General features: G+C 43.2%; 17 protein-coding genes and 1 tRNA gene. 8 read left to right on the top strand and 10 right to left on the bottom strand.

From position 1 onward, the window contains the following. Nucleotides 1-287 precede the first annotated feature (287 nt). The 3 genes from IM473_RS04270 to IM473_RS04260 all read left to right on the top strand — a co-directional run bounded on the left by IM473_RS04270 (nucleotide 288) and on the right by IM473_RS04260 (nucleotide 1952). Complete coding sequence (locus IM473_RS04270) at nucleotides 288-761, top strand: EVE domain-containing protein (protein ID WP_287658783.1); 474 nt, start codon at nucleotides 288-290, stop codon at nucleotides 759-761. 3 nt (nucleotides 762-764) lie between these two features. Further along, nucleotides 765-1619: a prohibitin family protein gene (locus IM473_RS04265; RefSeq protein ID WP_287658782.1), complete on the top strand. Its 855-nt coding sequence runs from the start codon at nucleotides 765-767 to the stop codon at nucleotides 1617-1619. Between the two features lie 261 nt (nucleotides 1620-1880). Further along, nucleotides 1881-1952, top strand: a tRNA-Gly gene (locus IM473_RS04260). A gap of 62 nt (nucleotides 1953-2014) precedes the next feature. Here the strand turns inward: IM473_RS04260 and IM473_RS04255 are convergent. From IM473_RS04255 to IM473_RS04230, 6 genes are all read right to left on the bottom strand, one after another. After that, nucleotides 2015-2284, bottom strand: coding sequence for a type II toxin-antitoxin system RelE family toxin (locus IM473_RS04255; RefSeq protein WP_194016025.1), 270 nt, complete (start codon nucleotides 2282-2284; stop codon nucleotides 2015-2017). Beyond that, nucleotides 2281-2499 (bottom strand): hypothetical protein, encoded by a 219-nt coding sequence (locus IM473_RS04250; RefSeq protein WP_287658781.1) that lies wholly within the window; start codon nucleotides 2497-2499, stop codon nucleotides 2281-2283. Before IM473_RS04250 ends, IM473_RS04255 begins: the two co-directional genes overlap by 4 nt. Before the next feature lie 178 nt (nucleotides 2500-2677). Beyond that, complete coding sequence (gene vapC / locus IM473_RS04245; protein WP_287658780.1) at nucleotides 2678-3076, bottom strand: type II toxin-antitoxin system VapC family toxin; 399 nt, start codon at nucleotides 3074-3076, stop codon at nucleotides 2678-2680. After that, complete coding sequence (locus IM473_RS04240; RefSeq protein ID WP_002758634.1) at nucleotides 3063-3275, bottom strand: type II toxin-antitoxin system VapB family antitoxin; 213 nt, start codon at nucleotides 3273-3275, stop codon at nucleotides 3063-3065. The genes vapC and IM473_RS04240 overlap by 14 nt, the downstream gene beginning before the upstream one ends. A 230-nt stretch (nucleotides 3276-3505) precedes the next feature. Then, a complete protein-coding gene (locus IM473_RS04235; RefSeq protein WP_002737990.1) occupies nucleotides 3506-4210 on the bottom strand; it encodes a Holliday junction resolvase-like protein in 705 nt (234 codons plus the stop codon). 495 nt (nucleotides 4211-4705) lie between these two features. Beyond that, nucleotides 4706-6130 carry a protein adenylyltransferase SelO gene (locus tag IM473_RS04230; protein WP_502845922.1) on the bottom strand — a complete coding sequence of 475 codons (1425 nt, stop codon included), beginning with the start codon at nucleotides 6128-6130 and terminating at the stop codon, nucleotides 4706-4708. An 82-nt stretch (nucleotides 6131-6212) separates the two neighbouring features. Here IM473_RS04230 and IM473_RS04225 point away from each other — a divergent pair, with 82 nt between their 5' ends. Both IM473_RS04225 and IM473_RS04220 read left to right on the top strand, forming a co-directional pair. Further along, nucleotides 6213-6470: a CRR7 family NDH-1 assembly protein gene (locus tag IM473_RS04225; RefSeq protein WP_287658778.1), complete on the top strand. Its 258-nt coding sequence runs from the start codon at nucleotides 6213-6215 to the stop codon at nucleotides 6468-6470. A gap of 42 nt (nucleotides 6471-6512) precedes the next feature. Further along, on the top strand, nucleotides 6513-6923 hold the full coding sequence (locus IM473_RS04220) for a salt stress protein, Slr1339 family (protein WP_287658777.1): 411 nt from the start codon (nucleotides 6513-6515) through the stop codon (nucleotides 6921-6923). A 6-nt stretch (nucleotides 6924-6929) separates the two neighbouring features. Here the strand turns inward: IM473_RS04220 and IM473_RS04215 are convergent, their stop codons facing one another. From IM473_RS04215 to IM473_RS04205, 3 genes are all read right to left on the bottom strand, one after another. Beyond that, complete coding sequence (locus IM473_RS04215) at nucleotides 6930-8159, bottom strand: hypothetical protein (RefSeq protein ID WP_287658776.1); 1230 nt, start codon at nucleotides 8157-8159, stop codon at nucleotides 6930-6932. Nucleotides 8160-8214: 55 nt separating this feature from the next. Next, on the bottom strand, nucleotides 8215-9924 hold the full coding sequence (menD, locus tag IM473_RS04210) for a 2-succinyl-5-enolpyruvyl-6-hydroxy-3-cyclohexene-1-carboxylic-acid synthase (protein WP_287658775.1): 1710 nt from the start codon (nucleotides 9922-9924) through the stop codon (nucleotides 8215-8217). Between the two features lie 174 nt (nucleotides 9925-10098). Beyond that, complete coding sequence (locus tag IM473_RS04205) at nucleotides 10099-11439, bottom strand: ArnT family glycosyltransferase (RefSeq protein WP_287658774.1); 1341 nt, start codon at nucleotides 11437-11439, stop codon at nucleotides 10099-10101. Between the two features lie 87 nt (nucleotides 11440-11526). Between IM473_RS04205 and IM473_RS04200 the strand changes: the two genes are divergently transcribed. From IM473_RS04200 to IM473_RS04190, 3 genes are all read left to right on the top strand, one after another. Next, nucleotides 11527-12522: a formylglycine-generating enzyme family protein gene (locus IM473_RS04200; RefSeq protein ID WP_287658773.1), complete on the top strand. Its 996-nt coding sequence runs from the start codon at nucleotides 11527-11529 to the stop codon at nucleotides 12520-12522. Between the two features lie 60 nt (nucleotides 12523-12582). Next, complete coding sequence (locus tag IM473_RS04195) at nucleotides 12583-13845, top strand: glycosyltransferase (protein ID WP_287658772.1); 1263 nt, start codon at nucleotides 12583-12585, stop codon at nucleotides 13843-13845. Between the two features lie 67 nt (nucleotides 13846-13912). After that, nucleotides 13913-14335 carry a M67 family metallopeptidase gene (locus IM473_RS04190; RefSeq protein WP_287658771.1) on the top strand — a complete coding sequence of 141 codons (423 nt, stop codon included), beginning with the start codon at nucleotides 13913-13915 and terminating at the stop codon, nucleotides 14333-14335. On the opposite strand, the gene IM473_RS04185 is transcribed toward IM473_RS04190, so the two are convergent. Continuing rightward, the gene (locus IM473_RS04185) at nucleotides 14314-14877 is read right to left on the bottom strand and encodes a DUF4334 domain-containing protein (RefSeq protein WP_287658770.1); all 564 of its coding nucleotides are present in this window, start codon (nucleotides 14875-14877) and stop codon (nucleotides 14314-14316) included. The genes IM473_RS04190 and IM473_RS04185 overlap by 22 nt on opposite strands. Nucleotides 14878-14920 lie beyond the last annotated feature (43 nt).

Here is a 14920-nt window from a genome sequence, read left to right as displayed (position 1 = left end):
ATTGGCTAGAGATTTTTAGAGCAATGTATCTTATTTTACAGCTTATTTGAGCGATTTAATAGTGGAGAATAAATTATTTTTAGCTATAGGGAAAAACTGACGGTTGCCAAGAATAGCTAGACTTGGACGCTTATAGTCCTTAAAAATTGCCGCTAACAAAAGTATTTTTAGATACATTCTTCTCAATAATTGTTTGAGTAGAACTACAAAAGCAGTCAAAGTGAATTATATTTAACCCTATGGTGACAGGGCTGACAGGAACGGCTTTGAATTAATAACAACTATAAATGATGAATTTCAATTACTGGTTAATGAAATCGGAACCCGATGTCTATAGTATCGAGGATTTAAAAAAAGATGGTCAAACTATTTGGGAGGGAGTGCGAAATTATCAGGCCCGCAATTTTCTCCGTCAGATGAAACGGGGAGATTTGGCCTTTTTTTATCATTCTAATACGACCCCGCCGGGGATTGTCGGCTTGATGCGAGTGGTGCAAACTGATATGATCGATCCCACACAATTCGATCCCGATAGTCCCTACTATGATTCTAAATCCTCCCCAGATTCCCCGCGCTGGTGGACGGTTAAAGTTGAATTCGAGCGCCTTTTTCCCCAACTGCTGCCCCTGGGAATTTTAAAACAAAATTTTACCGCCGATGAATTATTATTAGTAAGGACAGGAAATCGTCTGTCAGTGATGCCTGTCAATCAAGCAATTGCGGTAAAAATTCTCGCTTTAGTCGCTCATCAAGGAGTATAAACTGTGAACCAGAAAGATGCTATTAATTTACTTTCCCTGATCGGGGGATTATTGGTCACTATTGTCATTTTAGCGGCCTTTAATGCCTATGTGATTATCACCCCCGGACAAGCCGGGGTTTTAAGTGTGTTAGGAAAGGCTAAGGACGGGGTTTTATTGGAGGGATTTCACTTTAAACCTCCCTTTGTTTCTAGTGTCGATATCTACGATGTTACGGTGCAAAAATTTGAAGTTCCCGCCCAAAGTTCCACTAAAGATTTACAGGATTTATCCGCTAGTTTTGCGATTAATTTTCGTCTCGATCCGACGCAAGTAGTGGCCATTAGAAGAACCCAAGGCACCCTCCAAAATATTGTCGCTAAAATTATCGCCCCTCAAACCCAAGAATCCTTTAAAATTGCCGCCGCTAAAAGAACCGTAGAGGAGGCAATTACTCGACGCAGTGAGTTAAAAGAAGACTTTGATAATGCCCTATCGACTCGGTTAGAAAAGTATGGTATTCTAGTCTTAGATACCAGTGTGGTAGATTTGAATTTTTCTCCAGAATTTGCTCGGGCTGTCGAAGATAAACAAATCGCAGAACAACGCGCCCAAAGAGCCGTTTATATCACCCAAGAAGCGGAACAACAGGCCCAAGCAGAAGTTAATCGCGCTAAAGGGAAAGCTGAGGCACAAAGACTATTAGCAGAAACTTTAAAAGAACAGGGAGGCGGATTAGTTTTACAGAAAGAAGCGATCGAAGCTTGGCGCGAAGGTGGGGCGCAAATGCCCCGGGTTTTAGTCATGGATGGATCGGGAAAAAATAGCGTACCATTTTTATTTAATTATAGTGATTCTTTTCCAGAAAATACCCCCTAAATTCCTGTCCAAGCTCAGAGGCATTTTCAAAGAAACCTTGCCAACTTCTCAAAATTACCCGGTGATATTATCGACAAATGGCATTTAAAAAAATCTCTAGCTCCTTGACTCTTTGAGGATGAAGAAGTTGAACGGTGAATATTTTTGATCATCCGCTGGCGAGTCTATTTAGCGTTTCTGGACAAACCGGCGCGATGATGAAAAACAGCCTAGAGCAGTTGCTCTTGTCGGGGGGTCAATGCTATGATTAGGGATGGTTTTGCGGGTATAGTTCAGTGGTAGAACGTCACCTTCCCAAGGTGAATGTCGCGCGTTCGAGTCGCGTTACCCGCTTCTGACGACAATGGGAATCTTCCCTAACATTCCCCAACTGGGCCTACCAGAGCGGCACCGCACTACAATTGATCCAGCAGCATATCGTACTCTGCATGGGAACCAACCCAGAACCAAATCACCGTATCATCCTCTAATTGACCGACAGCACGATAATCCCTATTGATGCGTGCAGAATAGATGGGCAGCTGTGGATGGACTTTCTTGAATCGCAAGCTGGGATAGCTTGGGTCTTCTTTGAATTGCCGATACGCTTTACGGGTCTGCTCTTGAATCGGTTTTGGAAGATCTGCAAACATCTCCCGAAAACGAGCAGTGGTACAAGACTTCACAACGTTTCTGGGTCTAATTCTTGAGTCTTGCCCAATCGATGTTCTGCCATTGCTTCGGCTGCTAGTTTAGCCAGCAAGTTTGGTGAGCGGGTAAAGGAGTCATTCCATCGCTTTTCTTCTTCGAGTTCTGCCAAAATTAGGGTTGCGATCGCGTCCTGTTGATCGCTTGACAAGGTTTGTAATTGGGCGATCGCCTGCTCAAGTCGTTCAGTCATAGACAACATCTAACGTATAGGGCTTAATATATTCTAGCCTCCACGTTGCTACAGCGATGGCGTACTGCTACCCAGTGCCTTCAGCATCGCACTTAAACTCACAGCTTCAATCAATGTGCATGGTGCGTTCCCAAAAATCGATCGGTGGAGCAGTAGGACCCCCATTAGGGAACGCACCCTAGGGCTGAAAACGGAGATTTTGAAGAGATCGCACTTGAGCAATGGTTTCAAAATCACGGTCGTTGTGAATCAGAAGCAGATCATTTTCTAGTGCCGCTTGAGCAATACAGCAATCAATTGGGCTGCGAACAGTCAATCCTTGACGACGCAGATCATAGTAAATACGTGCAGCTGCTTGCCAGGAAGAAGGTGTGAGTTCAACATAATCCTGCACTTCGAGGTAAGTAGAGAGGATTGTCCACTCTTGCTCGTTTAAGCTCCCTTGAAGCAGTTCCAGCTGAGTAAAGCGGGTGAGTAAAATCTCACGATTTGCAATTAACGTTTCCAGTTGCTGGCGAACTTGACCATCGCGACTGCGGAAGACGCTGATCCACACAGATGTGTCAATCAGCAACATGACCGGTTTCCCGTAGGGCTTTATAATCAAAATCTGGAGCAAATTGAATTTGTCCGGCAAGGTCGAGAAGGTTTTTCTTACGGCGCGATCTCACGAATTCTTGTAGAGCAAGATTCATTAGTTCCTCTTGGGTGGTGAGGTTAGTCAGTTGAAAGGCTTCCTTGAGAAGCGATTCATCAAGGTTGAGGGTAATTTGCATAGGATGGATATTAGATTGAAGTATGGGTGATTATTCTCTTTACATTTTAATCCGATAGATGACTAACCCAACTCTGGGCATATCTTTGTTAGTTGGCCCTCAAACCTTGCTGTAATCTATGGGCATGGTGCGTTCCCCAAAAATCGATCGGTGGAGCAGTAGGACCCCCATTAGGGAACGCACCCTAGGGCTAACATTCCTCAACTCCAACGGGATTGTTAGGCTGCGGTTTATTGCAGCAACCCTAATTTCTTCAACCGAGAACGAATACCTCCTGGCTTTCTTTGAAACTCCCTAGCTAAATCGTTGATCACTATACCTTGTTTGTAACGTTGCCTTAGCCGCTCATCTTCAGCTTTAGTCCAAGGCTCATAAGCACGCGGGTGCGTTTTCTGAATGTCCTTAATGCTGTAAGACTTTTTAGGCAAAGCTTCTTCTGATGACTTATCGTAAGCTCTAGCACCTTCTTGCTTGGAAGTTTCAGGTCGAACCACCTCAAAGCGTACTCGCCCCGCATTGATTGCTTTCGCAATAGCCTGTTGCAACTGGGATAGATTTGCTTGCCCTGTTTTAACATCTAAAATTACAACTTCTAGATTGTTCTCGTTACCACCGTTATCTTTGATATCTGTATAACCATTAAAAACAACGTAATCGATCGGATCGCCTATAAATCTAGCATCTGACGGCAAATACTTAAAATTTGGAAGAACTGGTGCTAACTGCTCTGCTATTTTCCCCTTTATAACAGCGCGACTTCCATCTAAGCTTCTATTCCTGGCATCCTTAAGGGCTTGCTGATGCTGTTCTTTTAAAACTTGAATTTGAGTTTCATATTCTCTAACGGTTTTTCTCAGGTTTATTTTCTGCAAAACGTAATACGTGACCGCACTACCAATAATTATGCCCAGCAGTAATGAAACTACAATTTCCATTATTCAAGCCCAACAGCTTTTCTTCGATTTTATCAATTAAGGAATACCCCTCAGATAGCACCAAATAAGGTCTCAATCGAGAATTTGAGCGGTCTAACGACATATTATAGGTCAACTTTCTATATAACACTCTCCAGAGTAACGATATGGGTTAACTTTCCCTATATCACCCCCAAAAGCCTGTTAGCCAGATTAGTTTACTGCAAACAATCTCCTTTAAGGAGACTTATCAGAGAAGCCTTCTGGTATTCTAGCAAAGATTCTTAGATATGACTGCACTTTGTCACAAAATTTTACTATTATTTTGACAATCTTAATGGTTGGAGAGGAAACATTGATCGCCAAGTCTGGTCAATTTTTGTCCAACGCATTTCAGGAAATGACCTGAATAAGTAGCTAGAGATAATTAATTACACATATTTAACTACCTCTTGCCTCTTGCCTCTTGCCTATTCTAACCAAGAAATTAACTTTGCACCACTACTTATTACTTAATTACTGTTTATTTTGTAATTTTATCACTAATTCTTGGAAAGGTTGCCAATCATCTTTATAGGTAATGGCTTCCCAGACCGATTCGATTAGCGGTCTAAGTAAAGCGGTTTTAGGATTATAATGCGTTAAGGTATCGCCAATTTGAGCTAAGGAATCTGAGGGTAATTGATTTAAGACCAAACTATATAACTCTCGCCAACGTTGCCAATCAGCTTTTGGTAAATCTATATTTTCAAGAATTAGAGAACTATTTTCTCGCCAACCGTAATTAAATTGTTCACTTAATTGATAGAAAAAGTCGTGATAACCCAGGCCAGTTTCTTGGAGAACTTCCACAGTTTTGCTGACCAGTAAAGCGGATTCGGGAGTAAAAATATCCTCAAAACCTAACTTTTTGAGCATCATTTTTTGATAATAAAAATTGTAATGCTGGTCATAGTTAGCCAAAGCCATATCTAACTCTAACAAGGAGACAACCATGGACAGGGGAGATTGCAGTAACTCTAGATTTAAGCGACAGATAAAAGGCTGATTGCCATAACTATAACGGCCACCGTAGTCGAAATAGTCCGCCGTAAATTGGGGGTTATAGGAAGGAATAAAAGCGTAGGGACCATAATCGAAACTTTCCCCAGTAATTGACATATTATCGGTATTGAGAACCCCATGACAAAAACCTGCGGCCATCCATTGGGCTGCTAATTTAGCGGTTCTTTCAATCAAAGCGGCGTAAAATTTTAAATAGCGATCGCTATCTTGGGGATCGATTTCAGGATAATAATAAATAATCACATGATCGAGGAGTCTTTTAATTAAATCGCCACGTTTAATATGAAATAAACGCTCAAAAGTCCCGAAACGAATATGAGAATTACTAACTCGAATCATCACCGAAGATCGTGTCGGGGAAGGTTCATCGCCGCGCCAGAGAGCTTCCCCCGTTTCCACCAAACTCAGACAGCGAGAGGTATTCACCCCTAAACTGCGTAAAGCTTCCGCGGCTAAGACTTCTCTGACTCCACCCTTGAGAGTTAACCTACCGTCCGCATGACGGGAATAGGGGGTCCGTCCCGATCCTTTCGTACCAAAATCGTATAATTTGCCATCAATACTCCTAACTTGACCGTAGAGAAAACCGCGACCATCTCCCAAAAAAGGATTATACTCGCCAAATTGATAACCGTGGTAACGCAGGGCCAAAAAGGGGGTCAGGGATTGAAATTTACCAAAAGCCTCGATAAAATGCTCATCTAAGGTTAATTGTGGCTGAATTCCCACCAAAGGTAATAAAGCATCATTGCGAAAACGAAGGATATGACTGGGAAAATCCGCGGCCGCAACTTGATCGTAGTATTGGTCCCCCAAGTCCTGCATGGCGCTTTCGTAAGGGAGACTGAGAAAGGGATTGGTGAGATGGTCTGTCATAGTGGTGGTGTTGATCGAGCGTTGAGGCGATAAAGTGATAAAGATAGCCAAAAAATTTTCCTACTGAGACTATCAAACAGCGATGCCCGATTCTATTATGTATCAAGGGGACTATTTTCTTGTCCTCGAGGCCGATCAACCCGAACAATTCCAGACTCCCGACCAGTTGCGGGATAAGTTAAAAGATTTAATCACCGCAAAACCGGAGATTTGTCCCCGACAATTGGCGAAATTCTCTAGTTTTGAGGAAAAAGCTCTCTATCTGCGCGATAATTACTGCGAGTTGGACCTGAGTGAGGAGGGTTATTTACAATGGTATCTAGTGCGTTTGGAAAAATAAGTAAACCCGCTTTTTAACTTTTTACTTTCTAACTTGATCATTATGGGAGAAATAGAAGATTTACTGGCACAAATGAAGGCAGAATACCAGAAACGGGATCAGGAAAAACCGATGCCGTCCCCTTCTTCTCGCCAAGAAAAAGATCGTTCCCCGGCCGAATTTAAGGTTAATTATACCAGCGATTCTGCTACCGATGCGCTTTTAAAAGCTTTAGCCTTAGAAAACCAAGAAAGGCAACAACAGGAGGCAGCGGAAAAAGAAAAAGCAGCGGCATTAAAACAGCAGCGCAAGCGACAAGCTTTAACTAGAAAGGCGAAGCAATGGTTAGATAAATTAGATGCCAAATCGGAGGAAGGACGCTGGTTTGAGGAGTTTTCATATAGCTACGATTCTCCTTTAGAAGCGGCGATTACCTATCTAGAAGCTTTGGGAGAAGTGGACATTTCTAAATGATCAGGTCTAATTTAAAGTTGTGGATAAATTGGCCGCGTCAAAAACTTGATTATGCCACCAAATATTATCACCGGCTATAATATTTGTGCCGTAACGAGGGACGATGCCATAAACAGTGCCAGGGTCATAACCCAAAGCTTGACTGATGAGATTGTAGAGACGTTGTAGATCAAAACCCCGGGGGTCACAATGGGGATATTTTCCTTGATTAATCAGAAAACTATCCACGGCAAAATGGCTGACAATTTGCGGTAATTGTCCCGTTTGTAAGGCTGCTAGGAGATAATATTTCGCCGTTTGTTGGTATTGAAAATCGCTGTAACCGGGGAGGGGTTGCAAGCGTCCTTTGGTCAAACAGTGGGATCCCGGCGCTTGTACCAGTTCAATGTTAACGCTGGAGATAACCCGACGATTTCTTTCGGCAAAAACCGGTCGCAAGCGATCGCAATTAGGGTGGGACAGCTGCTGACAAATCGCTTCTGTTGCCCATAATGCGGTGCTTTTTGCCCCATCAAAGTAATTTATGGGATATTGTTTGACTAAACGCTTAAAAACGGCTTCTGAAGGCGTATTTAACCAAATTCTCGCCCTTTTTTCTAACTCAGGGGCCGATCGTGTACTCAAAGGAACACCCTCTAAAGCAAGTGCAAAACCCTTGACGCGGATAGTTTCTGGGGTAAGTTGCCACAGTTGACGCACTAATTGATCCCTGGTGTCTGCGGGCAGCATTTCGGCCGCTTGTTCATAAAAAGTGGCCGTGGGACGGTGACGTTCAAAAAAAGGCCGGGCGATCGAGTCTAAAATATCTCTATCCCTAGAACTCGGTTTGCGGGGGATGTAAACATTCGGACCCAATTTCATCGGACCGCGAGCATATTTTTTCTGCTCTTCGATGTTACCCGCAGTCATACTCCAAGCTGTATCGTGGAGAATAAACAAGGGAGTGCGATCGAGGGTTAATTCGGTTTCTGGCGGGGCAATTTGCAAAAATTCGGCGATTTTCTGCTTTTCTAACTCATCTAGACTCTTACCGGCTAAATTCTCCCCCACAGTGGAGGGATTAAAAATATTTATGGTGGCAGTGGAGAGACTAGAGGTATTCAGTTTTAAAATCATTAGGGACAAGACCAAGCTAATCACCAAAGAAGTCACTCCCCATCGCCATTGTTCCAGGGGAAAGATAGAATATCTAGGGAGAGAAAATTGTCTTGATTTTTGCCGTCTTTGTCGATTCATCGGCCTCTTTTAACTCGCTTTCCACCCATTGTATTGACTTTCTCGAAAAAGGCAATTAACTATAATTACTGAGGAACCATTGAGTATTAAAAGCTCGATCGCAGGATATTTCTAGTAATCTTATCCCTGATTCCGGCAAAACTGCGATTTTTTGCTCAAAATCAGTCCAATCGCTGATTAAATGGTAATCGATACCGTAGGTGCGACAGAGTTGGCAAAAGTCGATATTTTGGGGAGTGGCAAAAAATTCTTCAAAGGGAGGGTCAAATTTGGCGATCGGCAACATCTGGAAAATGCCTCCCCCCTTGTTATTGATTAAAATTATGGTCAAGGAGCCAACAAAATATTTTTTGATTAAAAAACCATTTGTGTCGTGTAATAGGGCTAAATCTCCCGTTAATAGCAGACTAGGGACATTTTTATAAGCTATTCCTATAGCAGTGGAGAGGTTGCCGTCGATGCCATTGGCCCCGCGATTAAAATAGGGACGAATTTGGCGATCGCTAGGCGGGTTAAAAAATTCGGCATAGCGAACAGGCATACTATTAGAGATAAAGATCGGGGTGCGGGGGGGGAGGTATTGGGAGAGCAGCCAGGGGATTTTCCCTTCAATCAGTTTAGTCTCTGCTGCCAAAAGGCGATCGATGGTTAATCTAGCTTGCTGGTCGAATTTTTGCCATAATTGCCGATATTCTTGGTTATTATCGGTTTTATCTGGGAATAGATGCCCTAATTGCTCGATATTTCCCCTGAGATGTCCGGTTTTTCCCTGTAGAGGATCGTAATTATCGGGATGGGGATCGATAATCCAGCGCGGACAGTCGATTTCTTCTAACCAGGTCCGTAATTCTTTGCTGGTGGGTAATTCGCCAATTTGCAGGACAACATCGGGGGTTAATTGGGTTTTAATGGCAGGATTCCGCAATAATAAATCATAGGTAGTAATGAGATGGGGATTTAACCCTGCATAGTTTCGCAGAGGAGATAAAGCTTCCGCTAAGACGGGATATTGTTGTGATCGAGCCAAATTAGCGATCGCCTGACAGTAACTTTCGGGGTTTTGCGGGGAAGCTAATCCCGCGATGATAATTCCTTTGGAGGATAAAGAAGGAATTTCGAGAATTGAGTGGTTAATGGCGATATTTTGCCGAGATATATTGCTAAAAAAAGCTTCTTCGTCAAAATTAGCTTCTAAATTGTTAATTTCTAGATCGGGAGTTGGTGCGAGGGGATCCCGAAATGGTAAGTTCAGATGCACCACTCCGGGGACAGGATCGAGACAGCGCCACCACGCGTGGATGATAGTTTGACGGAGATAGCGTAAACGCTCGATATTGGCACTAGGACAGCTAATTTCCGCTTGCCAGTTGGGATAATTGCCGTAGAGTTTGACTTGATCGATAGTCTGACCGGCGTGAGCATGACGCAATTCTGGGGGGCGATCGGCGGTTAGAATTAATAAGGGGACATGACTTTCTTTTGCTTCAATGACTGCGGGATAAAAATTAGCCGTGGCAGTGCCAGAAGTGCAGACTAAAACCACCGGTTGATATAATTGTTTGGCTAATCCTAGGGCAAAAAAGGCGGCCGAGCGCTCGTCTAAGATGGGAATAGCTTCAATCTGAGGATGTCTTGCCAAGGCTACCGTTAAAGGAGTCGATCGCGATCCGGGAGAAACCACCCCTATCTTCAATCCCAAACGGGCCAATGTTTCGACTAAAATAGAACCCCAAAGTGTATTAAGATTGCGAAAATCGATCGACATTTATTAGTTCAGTGGAAAAGGTTAGGGGACAATCGGTTAAAGAGTCTATTAATAAATTTAACATTGGCCGGAACTGGCCAAGAATAAGTTATTCCTGAGTCAGCGATCTGGGTTAAGTTTACTCTCGATTCCCAGGCCAATTTATCCCTTTTCGGGGTTCCTTCTCAGCAAGTTTTAACCGGAAAACTTATAGGTTAATACCACATTGATATTAGCTGCCAGCAGGGCCAAGAATAAGAGGAAAGTAAAGCGATCAATCCAGAATTTTTTAAAGAGACCAAAGATATCCTTGAGATAGAATACTCCCAGAATTGCTGCCGTACCGATCATAAAATAATAGCGACCGTAGGGAGAAGCTAAAATCCATGCTGTCAAATTGAGATGAATCGACCAAACTCCCAGAAAGATAAAAATAATTGAGGCAGTTAATCCGTCCGTTTCTTGGCGAAAATCATCGAGAAAGATGCCTAGAATAATAAACATAAACGGATAAAAAGGAATCATATACCAAGTAAAAAAGTGACTTTGCGCTCCCGTGGCAACTAAAATTAAGGTGTAGAGGATTACTGGTAAAGCGAGTAATCTAACTTGGGGACTAGCGGGATTCTTTCTGAGAAAGGGTAAGAGGGTTAACCAGCTAAAAATTAACCAACCATCCTCGAAAAATACCGTGGGAGTGGTTAGATATTTGACAAAATTAAAGTCCTCAAAGCGCAGGGATTGTTCTTGAAATATCTTACGAAAAAAATCGTAATCATAGATAGCACCGTAGAGAAAATAGAGAGAGAAAAAGAAAGCACCAATCCCAGTCACATAAATGGCTTCTCGTCCTTGCCTTTCGTAAATCAAGAGAACAATTAATAATACTACTAAATAAATAGCTGTTACCTTGACTAAACAGGCTAAACCAGCTAAACAAGCGGCGATGTAGAGATATTTTTTCCGATGAGTTTGATAGTATTGCCAATACAGTAAGACGACCAATAAGCACAAAACAATCATTAAATTTTCACTAATAGCTAACCGAGAGAGGAAAACTGTATTGGGATTGGTGGCATAAATTAAACTAGCGATTATAGCGATCGATAAATTACTTAACTTGAGAGCGAGTAAATAGACCAAAACTATCGCAGCAATACCTAATAGTAAAGAAGGGACTCTAATAATAGTTAAACTGCAATCAAAAAAAGTTTTTGCTCCTCCTAAAAGAGCAAATAAACCCACCAATAAACCAAATAAAGGAGGATGATCAAACCAGGGAGTAACCAAACGATAACGGAGATTTTTCGCTTCCCAAACCACCGTAGGAAAATTATCCGTGGGACTCAACCATGACCAACTGGTGGGGATACCCGTTTGTAATAAACTCATGCCACTCCAAGCAAAAGCATATTCATCAGAAGTCCAATTATCCGGAGGCAAAGAATCATAATTATAGATTCGCAAAAAAGCACCTAAAAAGGTGATAATTGCTGCAATCAACCAATGTTTATGGACAGTCAAAAAGCTGGGCATCGATTATTAAGGACAAGTGACAGTGACCAAATAATAGTCAGAATTTCATGGTATACTAGATGGGGTGATAATGACAGAAAAATCGGGATGATTAAAGTAAACAGACGTAAATTTTGCCAGTGGATCAGTCTGATCGGTGCAGGAGTCGGCCTGGCAGCGATTCTAGATAGAAAAAATATTGTTTCCCCCTCCACCGCTACAGCAATCATCCCCCCGCACCCCCCCCAAAATTCCTCTTTTCCCCCCCGACAAAGCTTTTCCTTTGAAACCGTTACTCTCGATCCTAGCGGTTTCGTGATCGAGCGCAATTCCCGCAGTGCCGAATACTACAGCGAAACCCTTGCGGGATTAGAGATGATTGCTATCCCTGCTGGCACTTTTATCATGGGGACACCAGACGGAGAAAAAGGAGACTTTACCGGTAGTGATAAACCCCAGCGCTTAGTCAAGGTGAACAGTTTCTACCTGAGTAAATACCCGATAACCCAAAAACAATGGCAAATTGTCGCTAATCTGCCCAAAATTAACCGCGATTTAAACCCCAATCCCTCCCACTTCCAAGGGGATAACTTACCCGTCGATAGCATCTCTTGGTATGATGCGATCGAGTTTTGCGATCGACTTGCCAGGGCCACCGGCAGAAACTATCGGCTCCCAAGCGAGGCACAATGGGAATATGCTTGTCGTGCCGGCACTACCACACCCTTCTACTTTGGTGCCACCCTTACCAGTGAATTCGCTAACTACTATGGCATTAAATTTCCCTACGCAGTGGAAAGAGAGAGCGAATTTCGAGCTAAAACCACCCCTGTAGGCAGTTTTCCCCCAAATGCCTTCGGATTATACGATTTACACGGCGGTTTATACGAATGGTGTGCCGATCCTTGGCATCGCAACTATAAAAATGCTCCCAGCGATGACCAAGTATGGCCGGCCGATCCTAATAGCACCGGCAATCGTTATCGCGTCCTGCGTGGAGGTGGTTGGGGGACAGAATTGAGGGAATGTCGCTCCGCTAGTCGGGGCCAATTTAGTCCCGATAATCGCTATAGTGTATTAGGATTCCGCATCGCCAGTAGTTAGCTCAAATTTGCGGGTAAACTGTGCGTCTCTAAACCTGTTTTAGTCTGTGAGTGTAAGCGAGTGACCAACTCTCCACCCTATCCCTTTTTAACCACCCCCGTCGGCTCTTTGCAAATCCCTTTTTTAGAGCAAATTGAAGGAATTATTAGCAATAATAGTTATATTCTCAGAGATTCACCGCAATTACTCAAATTATCTCTAGTTATTCCCACTTATAACGAGCGAGATAACGTTATTCCCCTAGTCGAGAATCTCAGTCAATTACTCGATCAAAAAATTCCCGATCAGTATGAACTAATTATCGTCGATGATGACAGTCCCGATCGCACTTGGGAATTAGCCAGCAAATTAACCCTGGATTACCCGCAACTGCGGGTGATGCGTCGTCAGGGAGAAAAGGGATTAGCGTCCGCAGTGGTGCGGGGTTGGCAAGGGTCAAGGGGTGAGATACTAGCAGTAATCGATGGAGATTTGCAACATCCCCCCGAAATTCTCTACAATCTCCTCGAAACTATCGAAAAAGGAGCCGATTTAGCTCTTGCTAGTCGTCACGTCGAAGGGGGAGGAGTGAGCGAGTGGAGTCTGCTGCGAAGATTTCTCTCCCGCGGCGCTCAAATTCTTGGTTTAATTCTACTGCCAGAGGTGGTCGGTCGCGTCTCCGATCCGATGAGCGGTTACTTTATGGTCCGCCGTCAAGCGATCGCTGGTCCAATTCTCAATCCCACCGGTTACAAGATTTTACTAGAAGTCATCGGCAAAGGCCGCATCGAAACCATCGGAGAAGTGGGTTATGTCTTCCAAGAGCGGCTAGAGGGGGAAAGTAAGGTAACTTGGAAACAATGGCTAGAATATATCTTCCATCTGCTGCGTTTGCGCTCTCAAAAGCCATTAAGGTTTTTAGATGTAATTGTCAATCTACCTTTAGATAGATTTATTCGCTTCGGTTTAGTGGGATTAACCGGGGTTTTTGTCGATATGGCCTTTCTCTATCTTCTCAGTGATCCCGCCGCTTTGGGTTGGGGATTAACCCGCAGTAAAATCATCGCCGCCGAATTAGCAATTATTAATAATTTTATCTGGAATGATCGCTGGACTTTTGGCGATTTATCCGCTCGTCAACGGGGTTGGAATAAACGCTGGAAAAGATTTTTCAAGTTCAATTTGATCTGTTTAGCCGGTTTAATTTTAAACGTACTGCTGCTCAACCTTCTCTTTAATGGTTTAGGAATCAATCGCTATCTAGCTAACTTTATTGCGATTGCCATCGTCACGGTTTGGAACTTTTGGGTTAATCTTAAACTCAGTTGGCGGGTGACAAAATAGCCAGCTAGAAGCAAAAAATGCGTTTACCCTGTTGTCCATAGCATTTGAGACCCGCTTACTCCACCCTATGATCCTGATTACAGACCAAATTTACCAGTCTATTTTCACCCACGCAGAATCCACCTATCCCGAAGAATGTTGTGGGTTACTCCTAGGAAAAATTACCGAGACAGCAGCCGAAGTTATCAGCATACAAGCAACGGAAAATAACTGGTCAGGCAATAGAAAAAACCGCTTTAGTATTGCGCCAGAAGTGCTTTTACAAGCTCAAAAATCGGCGCGGGAAAACCAGCTAGAAATTATTGGTATCTATCATTCCCATCCCGATCATGCCGCCATTCCCTCGGAAATTGATCGCCAATTAGCCTGGTCAGGATATACTTATTTAATTGTCTCCGTAGTTTCAGGCTGGGCGATCGATTTACAAGCTTGGCAACTGGACGAGCGCGAACAATTTCAAATCCAACCTCAAGAATTAAAATGTTTTTGACATCGCTTGAGAACAAAAAAGAAAGGCTGGGGAAAGTTTTTAAAATCCATAATTCCCAGCACCGTATTATCATCTACTTTCCGAAAAGAGTCATTAATCGGCAAATAATCATAAATCATCGTGGCGCTGACTTTGTCCCGATATTCCATCATTCGCAGTCTAGCCTGACTTGTCTGCGTTTTCAGCAAGGAGTTGGTCAGCATCAGTAAAGGTTTCAGAGAATTATTTTTCAGTATCGGCAGCTTCAAAATCCAGTTCATGGCCGTGGGATTGGGTGCCACCTTAAAAATTTTTCCCTGACCATCTAAAAATAACAGGGGGTGGACATTCTCAGTATCAACAAATTCTTTACCATACCAATTAGATGCTTCTAATAAACCATCCATGGGGTGATTTGTCTGAAGTCCAGAACCTTGCCAAAGACCGAGCATAAAGTCTAAACTCACGGGATCGAGAGCGTCAAACAATTGTAAAGCTCTTTCTGTCGTCGTTTTACCAGCCTTAAGAATCGACTGGCAGCTTTCTAACTCTAATGTTGTCATTGTTTCGCTCTTTTTGTGTCCCGACCATAATATTATAGCTTCT

Source organism: Microcystis sp. M015S2, from assembly GCF_020245945.1.
Lineage (GTDB): Bacteria > Cyanobacteriota > Cyanobacteriia > Cyanobacteriales > Microcystaceae > Microcystis.
Note: the sequence above shows the minus strand (reverse complement) of the source record. Positions and strands in the feature narration are given on the sequence as shown.

What these genes read in the sequence shown, in the direction of transcription:
- IM473_RS04270 (WP_287658783.1), top strand. Translation starts at nt 288, where the DNA reads ATGATGAATTTCAATTACTGGTTAATGAAATCGGAACCCGATGTCTAT.
- IM473_RS04185 (WP_287658770.1), bottom strand. Translation starts at nt 14,877, where the DNA reads ATGACAACATTAGAGTTAGAAAGCTGCCAGTCGATTCTTAAGGCTGGT.
- IM473_RS04200 (WP_287658773.1), top strand. Translation starts at nt 11,527, where the DNA reads ATGATTAAAGTAAACAGACGTAAATTTTGCCAGTGGATCAGTCTGATC.
- menD (WP_287658775.1), bottom strand. Translation starts at nt 9,924, where the DNA reads ATGTCGATCGATTTTCGCAATCTTAATACACTTTGGGGTTCTATTTTA.
- IM473_RS04230 (WP_502845922.1), bottom strand. Translation starts at nt 6,130, where the DNA reads ATGACAGACCATCTCACCAATCCCTTTCTCAGTCTCCCTTACGAAAGC.
- IM473_RS04240 (WP_002758634.1), bottom strand. Translation starts at nt 3,275, where the DNA reads ATGCAAATTACCCTCAACCTTGATGAATCGCTTCTCAAGGAAGCCTTT.
- IM473_RS04190 (WP_287658771.1), top strand. Translation starts at nt 13,913, where the DNA reads ATGATCCTGATTACAGACCAAATTTACCAGTCTATTTTCACCCACGCA.
- vapC (WP_287658780.1), bottom strand. Translation starts at nt 3,076, where the DNA reads ATGTTGCTGATTGACACATCTGTGTGGATCAGCGTCTTCCGCAGTCGC.
- IM473_RS04205 (WP_287658774.1), bottom strand. Translation starts at nt 11,439, where the DNA reads ATGCCCAGCTTTTTGACTGTCCATAAACATTGGTTGATTGCAGCAATT.
- IM473_RS04235 (WP_002737990.1), bottom strand. Translation starts at nt 4,210, where the DNA reads ATGGAAATTGTAGTTTCATTACTGCTGGGCATAATTATTGGTAGTGCG.
- IM473_RS04225 (WP_287658778.1), top strand. Translation starts at nt 6,213, where the DNA reads ATGCCCGATTCTATTATGTATCAAGGGGACTATTTTCTTGTCCTCGAG.
- IM473_RS04250 (WP_287658781.1), bottom strand. Translation starts at nt 2,499, where the DNA reads ATGACTGAACGACTTGAGCAGGCGATCGCCCAATTACAAACCTTGTCA.
- IM473_RS04215 (WP_287658776.1), bottom strand. Translation starts at nt 8,159, where the DNA reads ATGAATCGACAAAGACGGCAAAAATCAAGACAATTTTCTCTCCCTAGA.
- IM473_RS04220 (WP_287658777.1), top strand. Translation starts at nt 6,513, where the DNA reads ATGGGAGAAATAGAAGATTTACTGGCACAAATGAAGGCAGAATACCAG.